Here is a 17951-nt window from a genome sequence, read left to right on the forward strand (position 1 = left end):
GTAACTCAGTACCTAAAATAAAGAAAACATATATGAATATCTTTCATGATTACAATGTTTATGATCTCAATTTATTATTAATGAGAATAGAGCAAAAACGTACGATTAGTCATACGATTGTGCAATGAATAGGAATAAAAAGAAAGGTGGGGGTTCGCTTGTTTGCTGTAGAATTATTCTTCAATAAAGAATTTGACGAGTACGTCAGAAAAGCATGGATGCACTTTGACAAAGCGGGAATCAGTCATTTTATGAATAGATTTGAAAATTTAAGTCCCCATATAACGCTTGCCGTATATACGGATATTTCCGATTTGGAAGGATTTAAAGAACAACTGAGAATCTATTTTGATAATGTCTCTCCTCTTCGTTTACGATTTGATATCGTAGCTACCTTTCCGACCTCGGGAACGATATTTTTAGCTCCAACCATGACGGAAGAGCTTCAACGTATACATAAGGGTTTTTATAAAAAGTTAGACAAATATAATAATCAAGCGAGTATACATTATAGCCCAAATCAATGGAATCCACATTGTACCCTGGGAACACAATTAAGTAGAGAAGTGATCGCTAAGGGAATTCATGATGTAGTAAAGGAATTTGAACCTATGGATGGAATCATAGAAAGAATGAGTTTAGTGAAGATTGAGCTGTCAGAAGAAGGGAACAGGAATATAACCCTATTTGAACAATCTTTTTTAAGTTAATACAAAGAGTTCAGTTACTGCGTATAACATTATATTCACGCTGCGGGTATTCGCCCTGGTTCCGAAAGGAGTCGGAGCAAACGCTGGGTAGTGAATACAAGGGGAACTGACGTCGATTATATTAACTTTATATGAAATCATAGTGTGATATTTAATGAAAGCATCTAAAGGAGGCTTGTATGAAGACAATTATCTATATGGTTAGGCATGGAGAATCACCATACAACGAAGGAAATGAAAGAACAAGAGGGCTTACCCCAAAAGGAAAGATCGATATTGAAAAAGTAACGAAGTTACTTATAGGTGAAGGAATAGACATGATTATATCAAGTCCTTATACTCGAGCAATTCTGAGTGTTGAAGGATTGGCCAAGCTCTTAAAGTTAGATATTAAAGCATTTGAAGGTCTTAGAGAACGACATTTTGCATCTTATCATATTGAAAATGCAGAGTTAATGTCTAGTATCAGAGAGAGTTTTAATGATTTTGATTATACCTTGCCGGGTGGAGAGTCCAACGCTGATTGTCAGAAAAGAGCAATCTCAGTTCTAAAACCTTTATTAAAAGAGAATAAAGGGAAGAAAATAGCCATCGGAACTCATGGTCTTGTAATGACTTTGATGATGAATCATTTTGATTCAGCTTTTGGTTTGGAGTTTTTGAATCAATTAAAGAAACCAGATATTTATAAAATGCAATTCGAGGACTTAGAATTAGAAGAAGTAACAAGAATGTGGAATGATTAGATTCCTAAGGTCATCAAGGAGGAATGTGATATCACTTGATAGCGTATTCACGCTACGGGGAAAAGCTCCTTTGGTCTACCCAAAGCAATTCGGTGATTTATGATCAGGCAGACACCCCTGCGAGGCCAAGTGGCGATCCAATCAGTCGCATACGCGGAGGAAGGAGAAATAATTGAAGTGGACACAAACAAGCAGTATCCCATTGGACAATTTAGTCCACGTCATAACCTAACTTGTAAAGAACGATCAAACATGATTAATCAGATTCCAATAGTTACAAATACTTTAAAAGAAATATACAAGAGCCTTGACTCTGATCAACTAAATACACCTTATCGTCCTGATGGGTGGACTATCAATCAAATTATTCATCATCTAGCTGATAATGATATGAATGCCTATATCAGGTTTAAGAGGGCATTAACTGAAGATGAGCCCCTAGCTAATTCATATCGAGAAGACCTATGGGCAGAACTCATAGATTACAGGAATATACCAATTAAAAATTCAATTCGATTGCTAGAAATACTCCACGAACGCTTTATTATTCTTCTCAATAATCTAACTCCTGATGACTTTCAGAGGAAGCTAAGAACTCAAGTTCTAGGCGTAATAACATTAGACATAGCACTTCAAAGGTTTATATGGCATAACCGCCATCACACTGCACAAATTGAATCACTCGTAATATCAAAAGGTTGGTAAAGTGGAATTTTGTAAGTTTCAAAGAACACAACAACTACGCCTAACATCAGCGGCTCTTGGTCAACGAGAAGTCAACCGGCTGTGCATCGAATTTAGCAAATACCTCTGAACAAGACTAACGGCATCGCGGCCGATTCTTGACGGAGCCTAAGTGGTTAGGATGTCATGACCAGCAAGCTGAACGAAGTATATGTAATTCTAAATCTAGTGAAAATCTATAAATATTATAGAGTAGATTGAGTCTTCAATTTTAGAAAAAGGTGGTGATCCTTGTGTCGAACAACAGACAACTTACAAGATCTCAGATCGCAGCAATTGAATATATAAGTATTTGCGTGAGATCCCAAAAAAGAGAAGCTCAAGCATCACTCAAAGAAATTTTTCAGTTATCGAATATTCCTTGGAATACCTTTGAAGAAGTAGTTCAAATGATTAAATCCCATGCAAGGGTGGCTTTGCATTTTCATCCGGATCGTCCGGTTTTAGATATGAAAAGTGTAGCTCAATCTTTATTAGAGCAGGGAATCTATAAAAGTCAGTTCGAGACTTTCATATCTAATGGGAGCGTATCTGCATACGTAGGTGGTGCAAGAGATCTTTGCGAGGAAAAACTATTTGGCCGAGCATATCAGTTAGAAGGTGCAACCAACTTTGAACGGCCAAAGTATGGTAAATCGATTGCTGATCAGAGTAATTGATTTTTACTGGAAATACTGGTTGAATCAGTGAAGGCGGAGTTCGGAAGTACATTTTTAGTGGGGATCATAAGAATCATAGATACTTTAAATATAACTCGCGCAAAGGAAGATGAGAAAATGGATAAAGGGAAAATTATATTTCTGAATGGCGTAACTAGTTCAGGTAAAACTTCAATCGTAGAAGCGATGCAAAATTACACTGAACCCTTTTTTTATGTTGTGGCCAATGATCTTTTTGAAAATACGATTGGTGATAAACATTTGCAAACAGACTACTGGAAGTATTTAAGTGAAGCGATCATTCTAATGTATCATACAGCAAAGTTATTTTCGGATCATGGAAAGAATGTTTTAATCGATGGGATACTTGTTGAAAGACCGGAATTAAAGCCGCACTATGATAAAGTCCAAGATATATTTGATGGATATCCTTTGGATATCGTTGAGGTTTACTGTCCGTTAGATCTTTGTCGTAAGCGAAATATAGAACGTGGTGACAGAACAGAAGATCAATCCGATGAGCAAAATAAAATAATGTCGAAACACATTCGCTATAGCTTTTCAGTCGATACGAGTTTGAACACGCCGGAAGAATGTGCAGAAATGATTATCACATCAGTATTCCAAAAATAATTTAATAATTGAAAATATCAGTTCAAGGAAGCAGAATCAGGTAAAAAGACTTCAAACTTTCATTGAAGGGAGGAAGAAGTATGGGTTCAAGAATAATGCATCTGATTGTGGCGAATAGAATTGCAGATTCCTTATCTATTGTAGATAAGACGCCGTTTTTACTTGGGAATATTGCACCGGATGCTGTTACAACAAAAGATTCATCACATTTTTTTGCTGGTGAAATTCAGGATTATTCAAGGAACGTAGACTATAAAGGATTTTTACATAAGTATCGATCACAGGCAGAGGACCTTTATGTTCTGGGTTATTTCACACATTTAATTGCAGATGATATATGGTTGAAAGGTTTTAATTTACCTTGGTTAAGGAACAGAATGGAAGCTAATGAGAGATTATATAAGCAGTATCATAATGACTTTAGATTATTGAATGGGAAGTTGCTTGAACATTATGGATATAAAGAGGAATTAAGAAACAGGCTCAATTACATTCCAACAATACCGGATTTAGAGGAAGTTAAATCTACAGATGTCGAAAAGTTTGTGCCATATATATTTGACGATTTGAATTATGACAAAGAAATTTTGATTGAAGCCCTTAATGTTTTTACTTTTGAGCAGATCATTGGTTACTTAGAGACATCAGTCGATATGGGAATATTGAATATGAATTATATAAAGATAAAGTACAATTTGCAAGTAATTTTGTGAAGTCTGAGGTGTCCCTTATCAATGCATCCACGTAGCGCAACAGCCTCTTAGCTGCTCGCTCTAAAGACATGAGAAAAAGTCAATCGCAATGTCATGTGGCTCGAAGTTTTAAATTTAATAATTTATGTTGAACCTGTATGTACAATTCCGGAGTATCGGCGTAAGGGGCTTGGAAAAGCAGTAGTTTTAGAAGCCTTAAAAAGAGGCAACTCCTTAGGTGCTGAAAAAGCATATGTTATTTCGGATAGTTCTTTTTATAAATCAATAGGCTTTCAACAGCACTCTCATTATACGTTCTATTGGCATAACATCTGATACTTTGAAAGGATGAACGCATGAATATTCAGGACCTCCCAATTGAAATAATAGAACAAATCGGAAAAGTTCAGAGAATTACTTTTCCCAGGCAAGGTCATACTTCTATCGTGGCTATTTTGGATACACCCGATAAAAAGTACGTGATCAAAAAGACAGAAAGAGATCTCTATAATAAATGGTTGTCAGAAGAATACAAGGTGCTTCGATCTCTTTATCATACGGGATTACCAGTTCCGCAAACATATTTATATCATGTCGAGAATGAATCGAGATGGCTTTTAATGGATTATATTGATGGAATAAGTTTGAGAGAATTTCTATCTATAGAGCCCGATCTCAAAGATAAAGAGAAAGCTATTTTTAACTTTGGACTTAGTTTAAAGAAAATACATGAATGTTCTTGCCCTATTGAATTATTGAACAATGATAGTCCTTGGTTAGATACAATGCTGAATAAAGCAGAATATAATCTAACCCACTTTGCAGTAGACGGATCAGAAGAACGACTTAAGCGATTGAAAAAAGTAAGACCTAAACCAATAGATAACACTTTGATTCATGGCGATTTTACAATAGATAATGTATTAGTTAATAAATGTAATATAGTCGGAGTTATTGATTGGTCAGGAGCTGCGTACGGGGATCCAAGATATGATGTAGCATTGGCAATTAGACCAAAATATAATGCTTTCGATAATGATAGAGATAAAGAAATATTTTTTAACGGATATGGTAAGTTAAGAATAACGGATGAAGAGTATAGCTACTTTGAAGACGGGTTATATAGCTTTTTTTAGTATTGCTTCAAAAAGTGTTCCGATGCAGCCTTCTTAATATAAAAATCTAAAGGGTGAGCAAGATGAAACAATTGAGACTTTTACTTCTGTCTAGCTGTTTATTTTACTTAGCTTCTTTCGCTTATGTAGTAATGGCAATAATTCAAAAGGAGAAGGTATTGTGGATTTCATTATTTGTTGTTTTCATTAGCTTGGGTTCGTTATATTTAAGTTTATACGCTAAAAAGAGAGCAGGGAATAAATAGTAATTAGCGCATTCAAATTGGAGTTTAACAATCCTAGCTAACTGTTTTGGATCATAAATTAAACGTTCTAATCGAATGTTGGCAAGAAGGACTATATCTTCAAGGGATAATCCATGACATGTCTAAATTCTCTCCTCACTAATTTTTTCCATATGCACGTAAATTCTATGCAAATAAGAAGGACGAGAATACCGAGCTGAGGTGAAAGAATGTTTGGCTGAAGAATGATGACATCTGGAAGTACAATACTACACTACACCCAAAGACAAGGGAAGAACTTGGAAATTTCATGAAGAAAAAACAACAATACTAAATATAGTGAAGAAGGTGCACACTTTCATTGCTTAACCTAAAAATATCAAATAATAAAGCATTCATTGAACTGAATGAGTATGTTTCACAGGTAAAGAATAAAATATCTGCTACCGCTGCTGCGACATATATTATTCATAATGATCATATCGTGAATGAATGGTACTCAGGAGTACATGACAATTCTAAACATAGTCGATTAGTTGATGAGGAATCACAATTTAATGTTGCTTCAGTGCGAAAAACATTTTTAGGATTTGCTATTAGTCTTGCATTACTTGAAGATAAGGTCAGAAGTATAGATGATCTTGTTGTGGACTACTTAAATGAGGTAGATAGGGACGCATTAAGGCATATAACAATACGACATTTGTTAACCCATACTCATGGTTTAAGTGATCTGCATAATAGATTGTTTCTTCAAGGAACCGACTGGAAGTACAATAATACTGGTGTTAATCTGCTTACTGAGATTATTCGGAAAGTATATAAAATCCCTTTATCACAATTACTCGAAGAGCGTTTATTCTCACCTATGGGCTTTAGCCAAACAGGATGGAGAAAGGAAAATAATGAAAAATTAGTATGGCTTAATGAACAATATAAGGATGATCTAGGTAACCAAGCCAACTTATTTATGAGCACAAAGGAACTGGCATTTTGGGGTTATCTGCATTTGAATAAGGGAGCTATAAATGGGAAGCAGATACTTCCTAAAGAAATATTTGAGCAAACAACCACTATTATTAGTCCTCCTGATCTGGAACAACAATTGCCGAGAAACGGTTTTTTTTGGTTTGTGCAAGATGAGCCACGGGCTAATACAGAATTAGGTGATAAACTTCCACACGGTTCTTTTCAGTCTCTGGGTGCCACTGGATGTGCCTGTCTTGTCATTCCTAAGTGTAAAACTGTAGCGGTAAGAATGTATAATCAGACTGGACAAAATCCGTTAGGGTACGACTATCTTGAGGATATTAAAACATTTGGGGATTTGGTCTGTAAGTACATAGAAGATCTATAAACCGTGAACTTGGCTTAAATGATAATGATAAATTTTTACTGGATAAGAATATATGTTCTGATATAATTGAACTGAGAATAGTAAATCTCTTCCTCTAAATTTGGTTACAAATAAAAACAGTGAGGTGAGTGACAAGATGGAACAAAGGAATGCGCCAGAGGTAAGAATTGAACTATGGGACGAAGGAGATCTAGGTTTGCTTCGCCAATTAAATTCGCCTGAGATGACAGTACACTTCGGAGGACCAGAGATTGAGGAGAAAATCTTAGCTCGTCATAAGCGCTATTATGAAATTGCACAAAATGGAACCGGGAAAATGTTTAAAATCCTCTTGCTTCCGCATCTTGAAGTCGTGGGTAGTGTAGGGTATTGGGATCAGACCTGGAAAGAAGAATCTATTTACGAGATAGGTTGGAGTGTTTTATCTGAATATCAAGGTAGAGGAATAGCGACAGAAGCAACAGCGAAGGCCATAGCTTCTATCCGTTCTGAAAAGAAGAAACATAAATTCATTCATGCTTTTCCTAAAACCAAGAATCCCGCTTCGAATGCCATTTGTCGCAAGCTGGGCTTTTCGTATATTGGTGAGTGTGATTTTGAATACCCTGTGGGGTCGACCATACGATGTAACGACTGGAGATTGGCAGTGGGGGAAAATGAATAATAGCTGTGGCTTATCTTAGCAGAGGTATCTGTCATTGATATCCAACGTTTAACGCATATAATAATTATCGAATATTTGATGGACAGAGAGGAGAGAAGATCGATGGTTAAAAAATCGGTGACAACGCTTTTCTCCATCTTAATTGTAGTGGTGTTAACCGGCTGTTTAGGGCAACCCAACGTTGAACCATCGTTGAATTCTTCGTCTCAGGAATTGGTTGTCAAGGAGAAGATTGAAGAAAGCGAGGCAGGTGCATTTAAACCTTCTGACATTATCACGGAAGAAGAAAAAGAAGAAGAACTTACGCATATGCCGGATGCTCACACAATTGAAGGGGTGGAGTTATCGATTTTGGTCGGGGATGAAGTCAAATTGGAAACCTCATTGGAGCACGAAAAGGTGACGGTTGATGGGATGGAATACTCGATTAAGCCATATGGTGTGACCTTTGGTTTGCGGAAGGATATGGGCGAACCTGTAGTTAAGGATGAGAAAATTGTTTTTACAACAGATTTATCCGGAGAAGCAATAATATCCTATGAAGTAATAGAGAATACGACTTTGAATGAAGCAGTGGAGAGGGAGCTTCAAGATCGAGAGGGCTCTTTCTATGGTGAGTTTATTGAGACTAACTCGAATGGCGGCCTGAAGGGCAAACACAACCAATATAAAGATGATTCTGTCTTTTCCGGTGTCTTTTATTATGAGTTCGATCGGCATGTTCTTCGGATTGAGTATCGTTGTGTGATCGCCTCCGTCGACGTAATGGTTCGAATCATAAATGAAACCGTGGATTCAGTAAAGAAGAGTGAATGGTAGAGACGCAAATTGAAACTACTTAAACCATTAAGGAGAACTAAAATGTCGCAGTTTCCCAAGTTAGAAACAAAAAGACTTGTATTAAGAGAGCTATCACAGAATGATTCCCCTCATTGGATATAAACTCACACCAGAATATTGGCATCAAGGTATTATGACTGAGGTAGTTGAAAAGGTAATTGAATATGGCTTCAATAATCTTGGCTTAAACCGAATTGAAGCATTTGTAGAACCAGAGAATGTGGGATCAAGAAAGGTTCTTGAGAAAATCGGCTTCAGAGAAGAAGGCATATTGAAGGGGAATTATTATTGGAAGAATTGTTGATAATGCCATTTATGCATTTCTTAAGCAAGATTTTAAAGTTCATTAATTAATATCGAAAGAAGGATAACCAGATGATTACAATTCGATTTGTTTCAAATGAGGATATCCCACACATTCAATCCATAGCTCATGAAACATGGAATTATACTTATAAAGGCATATACTCTGAAGCTTACATTCAAAACTTTCTAACTAGAGCATATTCAATTGAGAATTTAAGTCGAACAGTCGAGAGAGATCTTCAAAGTGCCAAACGGAGTTTTTTAATAGCTGAATATAATGGCGAAGTCGTTGGATATGCTCAAACAAGACAAGTGAATGAAGAAGAATACGAATTGCTAAGAATCTATATACGACCTGAATATCACAAAATGGGAATAGGTAAAGAGTTTATTAAGAGATTCATTCAAATTTTAAAGCCGATAAATAAAATGTTTGCCTGGGTAGGGAAAGAGAATCATAGAGGAAGGACATTTTATGAGAAAAGTGGATTTAAAGAAATAGAAGAAATGATCGAAACCATAGAAGGGCACAGTAAAACGCAAGTTAAATATGAATTGGAAATCTCCAAGGGAAAGGTGGTTTCATAGATGTTTTTTCTTCAAATGTCGGGATTTCCTGGTTCCGGTAAGTCAACTCTTTCAAGAAGGATCGCTAAAATTACGGGTGCCATAATTATTGATCATGATATCTCGAAGTCTTCCATATTAAAATCCATTGGGGATAGTAATTTAGAATTAAAAGTTTTAGGTATGACTTCATATAATATTGATTGGGCCCTGATAGAGTTTTATCTCTCCCAAAGCTATGACGTAATATTCGATACTCCATGCTTTTATTCTGAGATGATTGAAAGAGGTTCGTCATTAAGTAAGAAGTATAATGCTAATTATAAGTACGTTGAATGTTACCTGAATGACTATCAGGAAATAAGTAAAAGATTACAACATCGAGAACGGATGATAAGTCAGATTTCGGATACATCTGAAGAAGAGTTTAAAAATAATGTTGATGAAAGTAAGAGACCTAACCATATTCAATGTTTGCGTGTTGATTCGTCACAACCTATAGAGAAGTATTTAAATAACGTTTTAAATTATATTAATAAAGAATAAGTGATGTCTCGTGAAATCGAAGATTCAATGAGAAAAAATGCAAACGCTTTAAAACACTTCCAACAATCGTGACTCAAGAATAAAGAAAGAAGGCTGAATTTGAAGGTGCTTGACATCTTATTACATTTGAATATTCCAGAATGTATATGGTTCAATCGTGAATACATTATTTTTAGCAAAACCGATTGGTGGAGAAATTAAATATTGTTTAAGGCCGGACAAAATATGTGAAGAACTGAGTCGCTTAAACTTTACGATTTTTTCAATATATAACTACATAAAGAATAATGGAGAGCTAATGGATAATCACTATGAACAACTAATTGCGGGGATCCCTTGTATATGGATTAGGCCTAACTGTCAATCTAGAGGGATACTCATTTTATATCATGGATGGGTTTCAAACATTAAGGATTACATTTTCTTTGGTTCATTGATTTCTGATTGGGGATACACGGTTATCATACCTGAAATTTCATATCACGGTACCAGAGGGGAACTTAACTATTTTGATCCTAAAGTAATACAAAAATATTTTTGGGAAGTCGTTATTCAGACAGTTGAAGAGGCTGGAGATTTTATTTCTGAATTAACCTTACATGACAAGATAGTGGGAGTGGTCGGTAATTCTACTGGCGGTTTTGCAGCTGCAGGTGTTTATGCAAATAACATAAGTATTAAATCTGCAATAATAATGAACGGTTCGTGCGCTTGGGAAAGGTTTGAAGAACACATCTGTGAAAGAGATATAAGAACACCTTGGACTTCAATAGATAGGGATAGAATCTTAAAGCTAGATCCGGCTAAATTAACAAGGAATATGAAGAATAAAGCGATGCTTATTTTGCATGGAACAGAAGATACAACTATTCCAATTGATAGTCAGAAGTATTTTATGAAGGTTATTGAACAGAACAATATACTAAATAATTCAGTGCATTTTGTTGAGTACTCCAAAGTAAATCATCAAATTACTTTAAGCATGTTAGAAGAATCTAAGAGATGGTTAGATGAGCGAACACATATTTAAAATCCTGAAAATACTAGTAGCTGCTTATAATAAAATAGTCCCTTATAAGGGCATTTGCACCTCCAGGTCTGGCAGGAGTTTGAGGAATATTAGAAGAACTAATTGGCAGTGGTTGTAGATTAGATCAAAATTATAGACTGGAGTGTCCTCATGGTCCTCATGGAAATTGAATTAGAAGTAATTCAGAGTATGTTAGTGAAATTTATATCTGAAAGAAAATGGACTCTCCAAGCCATCTCACAATTATCAGAAGAAGATATCACATGGTCACCAAATCAAGAAAGTAATAGTATTGCAAATCTCGTTGCACATATAAGAGGTTGTGTTCACTCAAGAATTGAAACGATATTTTATGATATTGCTGATTCAAGAGACAGGGATAAGGAATTTGAATTAGGACTTAAAATGTCGATAGAAGAAGCCTATAACATGACCAAGGAATCATTCGATATTATCATTCAATATCTCGAACACCTCAGTTTCAACCCAAACTTGTTGTTATCTCAACCTTTCATTAATCGTCCCCCTCTTACATTCAGTCAAGTAAATAATGAAACAACGGTTTTGAATCTAATGATCGCAATGGTAAGAGAAATTCACTATCACACGGGTCAAATCATATATGCAGCCAAAACAAGGAAAGGAGAGCTAGTTTGGCAATACGATTGATATCAACAGAACGCAATAGAAAACGTCTAATCCAAAAAAGGAGATGGCACCTATCTATTCTTGTAGATCTCTAATGAATGAAGACTTAAAAAGTATAAGTTCTTTTCCTCAGTCAAAGGAAGAATTGTTTTATATTAGTCCTCGGTTTAAATATCCTTTAACACCAGATCAAATATTAAAGCTTCTTGAGAATCGATACGAACCAACAGTTATTGTTGATGAGGAGTCAGGTCAAGTTGTAGCTTATGCCAATTTATATGACTATAAAGATGATGTATGTTGTTTAGGTAACGTCATTGTATCGAAGGATTTTAGAGGAAAAGGTGCTGCTAATTATTATTTGTTGAAAACGATGATAATGAAGGCGAAATCGATTTATAAAGTTAAACACTTATTATTATCATGTCATAGTACGAATTCAAGAGGTCTAGCATTTTATCACAAGCAAGGATTAAACCCATTGATATGCGAATAACGGAATTAGAAGAACAAAAAATATTAACTGTACTAATGAAGTTAGAAATTTAGAATGCATTCAAGAAGAACGAAACCGCATATTATACGTGTAATGTTGGGAACTAACATAGAAGCAAAACATTAAATTAGCTTCAATAACGGAGGATGATATGAAATGGAAGTCTCATTATCCAAAGCAGGTCTTAAAGAAGCTTCAATCATTCACGAAATGCAAATAAAAGCATTCATGCCTCTATTAAATAAATATAAAGACTATGAAACAAGCCCAGCAAATCAAACGGTAGAACAAATAGAAGATCGAATAAATCAAAGCTATACAGATTATTACCTAATAAGAGAAGCAAATATTCCTGTGGGGGCCATTAGAATAGTAAAAAAGGAGAATAAAATCTATCGAGTAAGCCCTGTATTTATTTTACCCGACTACCAAGGGAGAGGGATTGCACAAAAAGTATTTTCAATGATTGAAGATAGATATAGCGATGCGAGAATATGGGAGTTGGCTACAATCTCAGAAGAGCAGAGGAATTGTTACCTTTATGAGAAATTAGGATATAGACAGAAGGGAGATACGAAACAAATTAACGACAAGATGACAATTGTGATTTATGAAAAATGCATGATTTAGGTAATCAAGAAAAAGGTCAAAACATTGAAACTGATGAGCAGTTGAGATTTATTTATGGAGAATTCATTAGATTTTTCTGATGTTGATCGTGCTGGAATTAAGTATTACTTGAATCATCAAGGGTTTTGAGAGGAGCTGGGATTGATGGATTTTATATATGGAGAATACCTTATCAGTGATAACAAAGAACTTATGGACATTCATGCGGTGAAGGGTTTCTTATCTAGAAGCTATTGGGCCAATAAGAGATCCAATGAAAAAATTGAAAAGTCCATTCATTCTTCAATATGTTTTGGGATTTATAAAGAAGAAGTTCAAGTTGGTTTTGCAAGGGTTGTCACAGATGATGCGACAATGTATTGGCTTTGTGATGTTTTTATTCATGAGGAATATAGGGGCCAAGGACTTGGTAAGAAACTAATTGAAGTGATTACACAATCGGATCGCTTTAAAGATTTAATGGGGTTACTCGGAACATTGGATGCACATGAATTATATGAACAATATCAATTTAATAGAAATAGTGAACGATTTATGATAAGACTTCCTGATTATTTGAGGGCGTGATGACTATGAAGAAAGCTATTTTTTTTCTTTCTTTGATCATTGGAATCGTTTTTATAGCCCTTGGGGTACTACCAGTTATTTTTGACCATCCATACAATGATGAACCAAACTCCGGGCCGGCAAGCTTTTGGGAAATGATTCTAATCATTAGTTACGAACAATGGATATTGTTTCTGATTGTTGGTCTGATATTAAGTCTGTTCCCTGCGTTAAAGCTACGGAAGACATGAAGGGGGATTTTATCAATGTACAAACTTAAAACAAAAGAAACAGACAACAGTGTCATTGAATTTATTGAAAGTGTTGATAGTCCCAAAAAACGTGAAGACGCGTATCAACTATTGGATATTTTCACTGAAACAACAGGGCATAAAGCAAAGATGTGGGGACCGAGTATTATTGGATTCGGCGCCTATCATTATAAATATGGTCACGAAGGAGATGCACCACTGGTGGGCTTTTCTCCTCGAAAAGCAAAAATCAGTTTGTATTTTGCTACAGGTGATGCCGAGCGAGAGAATCTATTAAAAGACTTTGGAAAACATACGACAGGAAAAGCATGTGTATACGTCAATAAAGTTGCAGATATCAATCTAGATGTATTACAAGCATTGATCAACCAATCCATCAGGTTTTTGAAAGAAACCTATCCGGATCATTAATTCCTGTTCACTGTTATTATTGGAGGTTACGTGATGAAAGAAGAGAACATTCATATACGTTGGGCGAACGAAAATGATGCAGAGGACCTTCTTAAGCTCAATGATGCTTTTAATGGAGTAGGTACATCTGTAGAAGAAGTAATAGATAGCCTTGCTTTATCTAATGAGTTGATTGCTCTAGCTGTGATTGACGATCAGGCAGTTGGATTCGCCTGTGCTCAATATTTTAAATCTTTTTGTTATCGTGCACTCCAGGGAGAAATCACAGAAATGTATATTGCCGAAGTTGCCCGGAGAAGAGGATTGGCTACGATGCTAATTGCTTTTATAGAGGAGGAACTTAGAGAACGAGGTGTTACCCGTGTAAAGATTCTGACAGGCCCAAGAAATGAAATGGCTATAAAGACATACGCAAAATCAAACTATGCGAGAACGGAAGAAGTATTGCTACAAAAGAAACTATGAACCACAAAGATCTTGGATGATCCAGATGAAATTTAAATGGGGACTAGATATGGGGCTATGAAATCTAAATCTTGAGAAGGGGGACTTTAAATGAAATTTATTGTGTCTGCAAGTGTGATTGTCCTTAATGAGAACAATGAAATCTTACTTATGAAGGGACGGAGAGGCTGGGAAATGCCTCAAGGTTGTGTGGAAGAAGGAGAGACCATCACACAAGCTGCTATACGAGAGGTGAAGGAAGAGACTGGCATTGATATTGAACTTATTAAGTTTTGTGGCCTATATCAGAATACTACGCGGGGAGTATGTAACCATATATTCACTGGAAAACCAATTGGAGGAACTCTAACTACAAGTATTGAAAGTGATGAGGTTGGTTTCTTTACATTAGAACAAGCCAATGAAATGATTACCTGGGGGAATTTCAAGGAGAGAATTCACAAAGCATTGGATGAGAGCACTCACCCCATTTTAGTTGAGTTCTCTGAATAACATATGGGTGAAGGTATCTTGGAAAACAACATCGTTGTTGTGGTTAAGGGAGTCATTGAAAATAAAGGCAGGGTACTGATATTAAAACGTTCAGCTGCAGATGAAGTTGCCGCTGGGAGCTGGGAAACCGTTGGTGGAAAAGTATATGTGGGCAACCCGATCAGAGTTATATGACTATTTACCACAAACTATTTTAAATGATTTTAAAAAATACAACGTAATAGACAAAATTGGAATGATAGATTGATTATATAAATTTTGTTATTTTTTTAACTTCTTCAATACAATAAGATTTGTAAACTGAGAAATTATTTAAATGGTTTTGAAGGTGCAATGATCCATTTTAATAAAAAAGGTGGGATAGTATGGTGTACGACGATCTCAATAAAACGATGACCACAGAGCGGTTACTGTTAAGATTATTTACGGAATCAGATGCTGAAACCGTTACCAGACTATGTAATGACTACAACATATATAAAAGCACACTCACATTACCCTACCCATATACATTAGATTGTGCAGTGTCTTGGATAGAGCAACATAAAGAAAATTTTAATGCGGATAAATGTTATGAATTTGCTATTTGTGATCGGAAAACAGGTGATTTATACGGGGCAATAGCATTATCTAATCAACAACGTTACGATAACGGGGAGTTATCTTATTGGGTGGGTCAGCCGTTTTGGGGAAAAGGGTATGCAACGGAAGCTGCTAAAGCCATGTTAGAGTTCGCTTTTGATGTGAAAAAATATCATAAGGTATATGCGCGACATTTTGCTTCTAACCCGGCATCCGGACAAGTTATACAGAAGATTGGCATGATAAAAGAAGGTGTATTAGTGGATCATGTCAAGAAAGAAGACCGGTATGAGGATCTGATTTACTACGGAGTAGTGAGAGATAAAGTGAAAGAATAAAGTTCAAACCCAACGTGGAGGAATACATATTGATAATTAAACCGGGTAAAAAAGTTTTACTTTCGTGGATGGATTGTTATGTACCGGAAAAAGATTTGTTTTTCCTATCAAAAGAACATCTTGATTATGAATTTGACTGTACCGATGTACTATTAATGCCAAAAGAGGAGTTCTATAACCACAGCACTTATAGGCAAGTGAATTATGTGAATGGTTACGAGTACTGGAATATAAAGAACGTTGATTATGTAATCATTGCGGATAAAGAATGGATAGAAACTATTCCTGAAGATAAGAAACGATTTTTGTTAAATGCACAAGTGCAAAGTGGAAGAGGGCTTGTTTTCCCCGTTACATTTGTACATGATTTGGCGGAAATACCTGCAAGCTATTTGATGGATGGACATGTTATCCTTCAGCGCTTTATGTGGGAAAGTCTGAACAAATCATGTAAAGAACAGATACTTACGACATTGGTTTACGAATGGTGGGATAAAGGGGAATGTGAGAAGCCACCTGAGTCGCTACCTGATTTTCTAAAACCATATGCCAATTCGTTTGCTAGTTCCCAAGGTGCAAATTGCCTCGCAGCAGTTTTGTTTGCAATCTCCAAAGGGAAACCAGAATGGTTTATCTATGAATGGGTACATCAAAAAACGTTTCTTGAGAAATTAAAACAGTATCATTATGAAGAGTTAATAACTGACGAACTACATCAAGGGGACGTTGTCCTATGGACAGATGAGAATGGGATCATTCAACATGCAGCATATCATTTGGGAGAAGAACTATATTTCAATAAAGATGGGCAAACGATATTCAACCCGTGGAAGATACTCTCTAAAGAGCAGTTGTATAGGGAGTGGGAGCATCTAACTATTGTAAAGTATAGGCAATGTAATGAAGTATTTTGATGGGAAATAAAACGGAGTTCCCGTACTTTTATTTGGAGGTAAGATATGAATACACTAATTCCATCTTTAGATTTGATTAAAGAAGTTGAAATCTCGGAAATCGATTATATGACAGATCGCATGCTTGCTATACAGAGTAGGGACAACAATCCGGAAGGAATTGAGATTCAGCAATTTGGAAATGCCATCTGCTTCTACAGTAAGACCATGGCATGGCCCACTTTCAATACGGTGAAGGGTTTAACAAATAATGATTTGGAACACATGGATGCCATCATTGATTTTTATAGACAGCGAGATCGAAAGGTTCAGTTCGAAGTCATTCCATCTGTGGTGGATCAGAACTTCTTGAAACGATTAACCGACTTAGGTATGTATGCATCGGGATTTCATTCATCCCTGATCATCAAACCGGAAGACAAAAAGAATCACTCAGATCATATCCGAATTCAAGAACTTGAAGAGGATCAATTCGAGCTATACGCGACCATTCATTGCAGGGGAACCGGTTTGTCGGATGACGGTATCCCTTACGTCGCCCAGAATAATCAGGTTCTTTATCACCGTCCAGGTTGGAAATTTTACATCGCATATGTCAATGCCATCCCTGCAGCGGTAAGTGTTCTGTTTATTAAAAATCAAAAGGCATCCTTAACCTTTGCAGCAACATTACCTGAGTTTAGAAATCAGGGTGTACATCAGCAGCTTTTGAATAGAAGAATAACAGAAGCCATGAATACGGAATGTAGTCTGGTGGTAGGGCAATGTTCATTTTTATCTCAAAGTCATCGCAATATGGAGCATGTTGGCATGAAGCTGGGATATATCCGAACAGCATGGACTGAAAGATAAGAACCAGATTTAAATAGGAGGCAGCTCATGAACAATACAAATAGAATCTTGGGTGCGGTTCTCATGATTAGTAGTATATTCATTTCAACTTTAGATAGAATCTCGGTGAGAATATCCACAGCCATAGTGGAAGCGGGTTACGCTTCAGGTGGGAAGACACGCGAGATAATCCCAGCAAACGATAATGGTTTCACGGGGGTTCTCGTATATTTCTTATTTTTCGTCGGATTTGTGCTGTTGGTTGCTGGATTCCCGGGGAATTCCAGAAAGGATAAAACAAATAGGTATTCACAACACCGATCATAGGGTGAGTTGTTTTCCGGAAGGATGGTTTATACCTAGTCAGATTCAACGAATTCGAACGGATTCACATGAAATATAGTACCTTATATTCAAAAATATGTTATTATTTTTACAGCAAAAGGTTGTTTTCTTACTTGAATATTCCTGC

At 36.1% G+C, this 17951-nt stretch carries 27 protein-coding genes and 1 pseudogene; all 28 read left to right on the top strand.

Going from position 1 to position 17951, the window contains the following annotated elements; translation table 11 throughout:
* The first annotated feature begins 158 nt into the window (after nucleotides 1-158).
* The 28 genes and pseudogenes from BMW94_RS01210 (at nucleotide 159) to BMW94_RS01340 (ending at nucleotide 17806) form a co-directional block, all read left to right on the top strand.
* On the top strand, nucleotides 159-710 hold the full coding sequence (locus BMW94_RS01210; RefSeq protein WP_090993675.1) for a 2'-5' RNA ligase family protein: 552 nt from the start codon (nucleotides 159-161) through the stop codon (nucleotides 708-710).
* A gap of 179 nt (nucleotides 711-889) precedes the next feature.
* Complete coding sequence (locus BMW94_RS01215; protein ID WP_090993677.1) at nucleotides 890-1456, top strand: histidine phosphatase family protein; 567 nt, start codon at nucleotides 890-892, stop codon at nucleotides 1454-1456.
* Nucleotides 1457-1633: 177 nt separating this feature from the next.
* The gene (locus BMW94_RS01220; RefSeq protein ID WP_254790065.1) at nucleotides 1634-2161 is read left to right on the top strand and encodes a YfiT family bacillithiol transferase; all 528 of its coding nucleotides are present in this window, start codon (nucleotides 1634-1636) and stop codon (nucleotides 2159-2161) included.
* Between the two features lie 266 nt (nucleotides 2162-2427).
* A pseudogene (locus tag BMW94_RS01225) lies at nucleotides 2428-2832 on the top strand (DUF3626 domain-containing protein); the annotation flags it as partial.
* Nucleotides 2833-2976: 144 nt separating this feature from the next.
* Nucleotides 2977-3492 (top strand): phosphotransferase-like protein, encoded by a 516-nt coding sequence (locus tag BMW94_RS01230; RefSeq protein WP_090993681.1) that lies wholly within the window; start codon nucleotides 2977-2979, stop codon nucleotides 3490-3492.
* A gap of 80 nt (nucleotides 3493-3572) precedes the next feature.
* Nucleotides 3573-4205: a zinc dependent phospholipase C family protein gene (locus BMW94_RS01235; protein WP_090993683.1), complete on the top strand. Its 633-nt coding sequence runs from the start codon at nucleotides 3573-3575 to the stop codon at nucleotides 4203-4205.
* Between the two features lie 93 nt (nucleotides 4206-4298).
* Nucleotides 4299-4520, top strand: a complete 222-nt coding sequence (locus tag BMW94_RS01240; RefSeq protein WP_254790066.1) for a GNAT family N-acetyltransferase — start codon at nucleotides 4299-4301, stop codon at nucleotides 4518-4520.
* A gap of 20 nt (nucleotides 4521-4540) precedes the next feature.
* Nucleotides 4541-5320 (top strand): phosphotransferase family protein, encoded by a 780-nt coding sequence (locus tag BMW94_RS01245; RefSeq protein WP_090993685.1) that lies wholly within the window; start codon nucleotides 4541-4543, stop codon nucleotides 5318-5320.
* A 291-nt stretch (nucleotides 5321-5611) separates the two neighbouring features.
* On the top strand, nucleotides 5612-5707 hold the full coding sequence (locus tag BMW94_RS31210) for a hypothetical protein (protein ID WP_368086883.1): 96 nt from the start codon (nucleotides 5612-5614) through the stop codon (nucleotides 5705-5707).
* 198 nt (nucleotides 5708-5905) lie between these two features.
* On the top strand, nucleotides 5906-6901 hold the full coding sequence (locus tag BMW94_RS01250) for a serine hydrolase domain-containing protein (protein ID WP_090993687.1): 996 nt from the start codon (nucleotides 5906-5908) through the stop codon (nucleotides 6899-6901).
* Nucleotides 6902-7037: 136 nt separating this feature from the next.
* Nucleotides 7038-7565, top strand: coding sequence for a GNAT family N-acetyltransferase (locus BMW94_RS01255; RefSeq protein WP_090993689.1), 528 nt, complete (start codon nucleotides 7038-7040; stop codon nucleotides 7563-7565).
* A gap of 102 nt (nucleotides 7566-7667) precedes the next feature.
* The gene (locus BMW94_RS01260) at nucleotides 7668-8384 is read left to right on the top strand and encodes a hypothetical protein (protein ID WP_090993691.1); all 717 of its coding nucleotides are present in this window, start codon (nucleotides 7668-7670) and stop codon (nucleotides 8382-8384) included.
* 100 nt (nucleotides 8385-8484) lie between these two features.
* Nucleotides 8485-8709 (top strand): GNAT family N-acetyltransferase, encoded by a 225-nt coding sequence (locus BMW94_RS01265; RefSeq protein ID WP_254790067.1) that lies wholly within the window; start codon nucleotides 8485-8487, stop codon nucleotides 8707-8709.
* A 71-nt stretch (nucleotides 8710-8780) separates the two neighbouring features.
* The gene (locus tag BMW94_RS01270; protein WP_090993693.1) at nucleotides 8781-9299 is read left to right on the top strand and encodes a GNAT family N-acetyltransferase; all 519 of its coding nucleotides are present in this window, start codon (nucleotides 8781-8783) and stop codon (nucleotides 9297-9299) included.
* Nucleotides 9300-9824: a P-loop nucleotide/nucleoside kinase family protein gene (locus BMW94_RS01275; protein ID WP_090993695.1), complete on the top strand. Its 525-nt coding sequence runs from the start codon at nucleotides 9300-9302 to the stop codon at nucleotides 9822-9824.
* A gap of 157 nt (nucleotides 9825-9981) precedes the next feature.
* A complete protein-coding gene (locus tag BMW94_RS01280) occupies nucleotides 9982-10854 on the top strand; it encodes an alpha/beta hydrolase family protein (protein WP_139209282.1) in 873 nt (290 codons plus the stop codon).
* Between the two features lie 150 nt (nucleotides 10855-11004).
* Nucleotides 11005-11523 carry a DUF1572 family protein gene (locus BMW94_RS01285; RefSeq protein WP_090993700.1) on the top strand — a complete coding sequence of 173 codons (519 nt, stop codon included), beginning with the start codon at nucleotides 11005-11007 and terminating at the stop codon, nucleotides 11521-11523.
* Between the two features lie 73 nt (nucleotides 11524-11596).
* Nucleotides 11597-11998 carry a GNAT family N-acetyltransferase gene (locus BMW94_RS01290; RefSeq protein ID WP_254790068.1) on the top strand — a complete coding sequence of 134 codons (402 nt, stop codon included), beginning with the start codon at nucleotides 11597-11599 and terminating at the stop codon, nucleotides 11996-11998.
* Nucleotides 11999-12154: 156 nt separating this feature from the next.
* Nucleotides 12155-12628: a GNAT family N-acetyltransferase gene (locus tag BMW94_RS01295; RefSeq protein ID WP_090993701.1), complete on the top strand. Its 474-nt coding sequence runs from the start codon at nucleotides 12155-12157 to the stop codon at nucleotides 12626-12628.
* A gap of 144 nt (nucleotides 12629-12772) precedes the next feature.
* Nucleotides 12773-13195: a GNAT family N-acetyltransferase gene (locus BMW94_RS01300; protein ID WP_090993704.1), complete on the top strand. Its 423-nt coding sequence runs from the start codon at nucleotides 12773-12775 to the stop codon at nucleotides 13193-13195.
* 245 nt (nucleotides 13196-13440) lie between these two features.
* Nucleotides 13441-13857 (top strand): DUF1801 domain-containing protein, encoded by a 417-nt coding sequence (locus tag BMW94_RS01310; RefSeq protein ID WP_090993708.1) that lies wholly within the window; start codon nucleotides 13441-13443, stop codon nucleotides 13855-13857.
* Nucleotides 13858-13890: 33 nt separating this feature from the next.
* Nucleotides 13891-14322 carry a GNAT family N-acetyltransferase gene (locus BMW94_RS01315; RefSeq protein ID WP_090993710.1) on the top strand — a complete coding sequence of 144 codons (432 nt, stop codon included), beginning with the start codon at nucleotides 13891-13893 and terminating at the stop codon, nucleotides 14320-14322.
* A gap of 90 nt (nucleotides 14323-14412) precedes the next feature.
* Complete coding sequence (locus BMW94_RS01320) at nucleotides 14413-14814, top strand: NUDIX hydrolase (protein WP_090993712.1); 402 nt, start codon at nucleotides 14413-14415, stop codon at nucleotides 14812-14814.
* Between the two features lie 18 nt (nucleotides 14815-14832).
* On the top strand, nucleotides 14833-14988 hold the full coding sequence (locus BMW94_RS30790) for an NUDIX hydrolase (protein ID WP_254790069.1): 156 nt from the start codon (nucleotides 14833-14835) through the stop codon (nucleotides 14986-14988).
* A 191-nt stretch (nucleotides 14989-15179) separates the two neighbouring features.
* On the top strand, nucleotides 15180-15734 hold the full coding sequence (locus tag BMW94_RS01325) for a GNAT family N-acetyltransferase (protein WP_090993715.1): 555 nt from the start codon (nucleotides 15180-15182) through the stop codon (nucleotides 15732-15734).
* Nucleotides 15735-15763: 29 nt separating this feature from the next.
* A complete protein-coding gene (locus BMW94_RS01330; protein ID WP_090993717.1) occupies nucleotides 15764-16648 on the top strand; it encodes a hypothetical protein in 885 nt (294 codons plus the stop codon).
* A 45-nt stretch (nucleotides 16649-16693) separates the two neighbouring features.
* The gene (locus BMW94_RS01335) at nucleotides 16694-17500 is read left to right on the top strand and encodes a GNAT family N-acetyltransferase (RefSeq protein ID WP_090993718.1); all 807 of its coding nucleotides are present in this window, start codon (nucleotides 16694-16696) and stop codon (nucleotides 17498-17500) included.
* 27 nt (nucleotides 17501-17527) lie between these two features.
* Nucleotides 17528-17806 carry a hypothetical protein gene (locus BMW94_RS01340; RefSeq protein WP_090993720.1) on the top strand — a complete coding sequence of 93 codons (279 nt, stop codon included), beginning with the start codon at nucleotides 17528-17530 and terminating at the stop codon, nucleotides 17804-17806.
* Nucleotides 17807-17951: the final 145 nt, after the last annotated feature.

Source organism: Paenibacillus sp. OK003 (assembly GCF_900109515.1).
In the GTDB taxonomy this organism is placed as follows: domain Bacteria; phylum Bacillota; class Bacilli; order Paenibacillales; family Paenibacillaceae; genus Paenibacillus; species Paenibacillus marchantiae.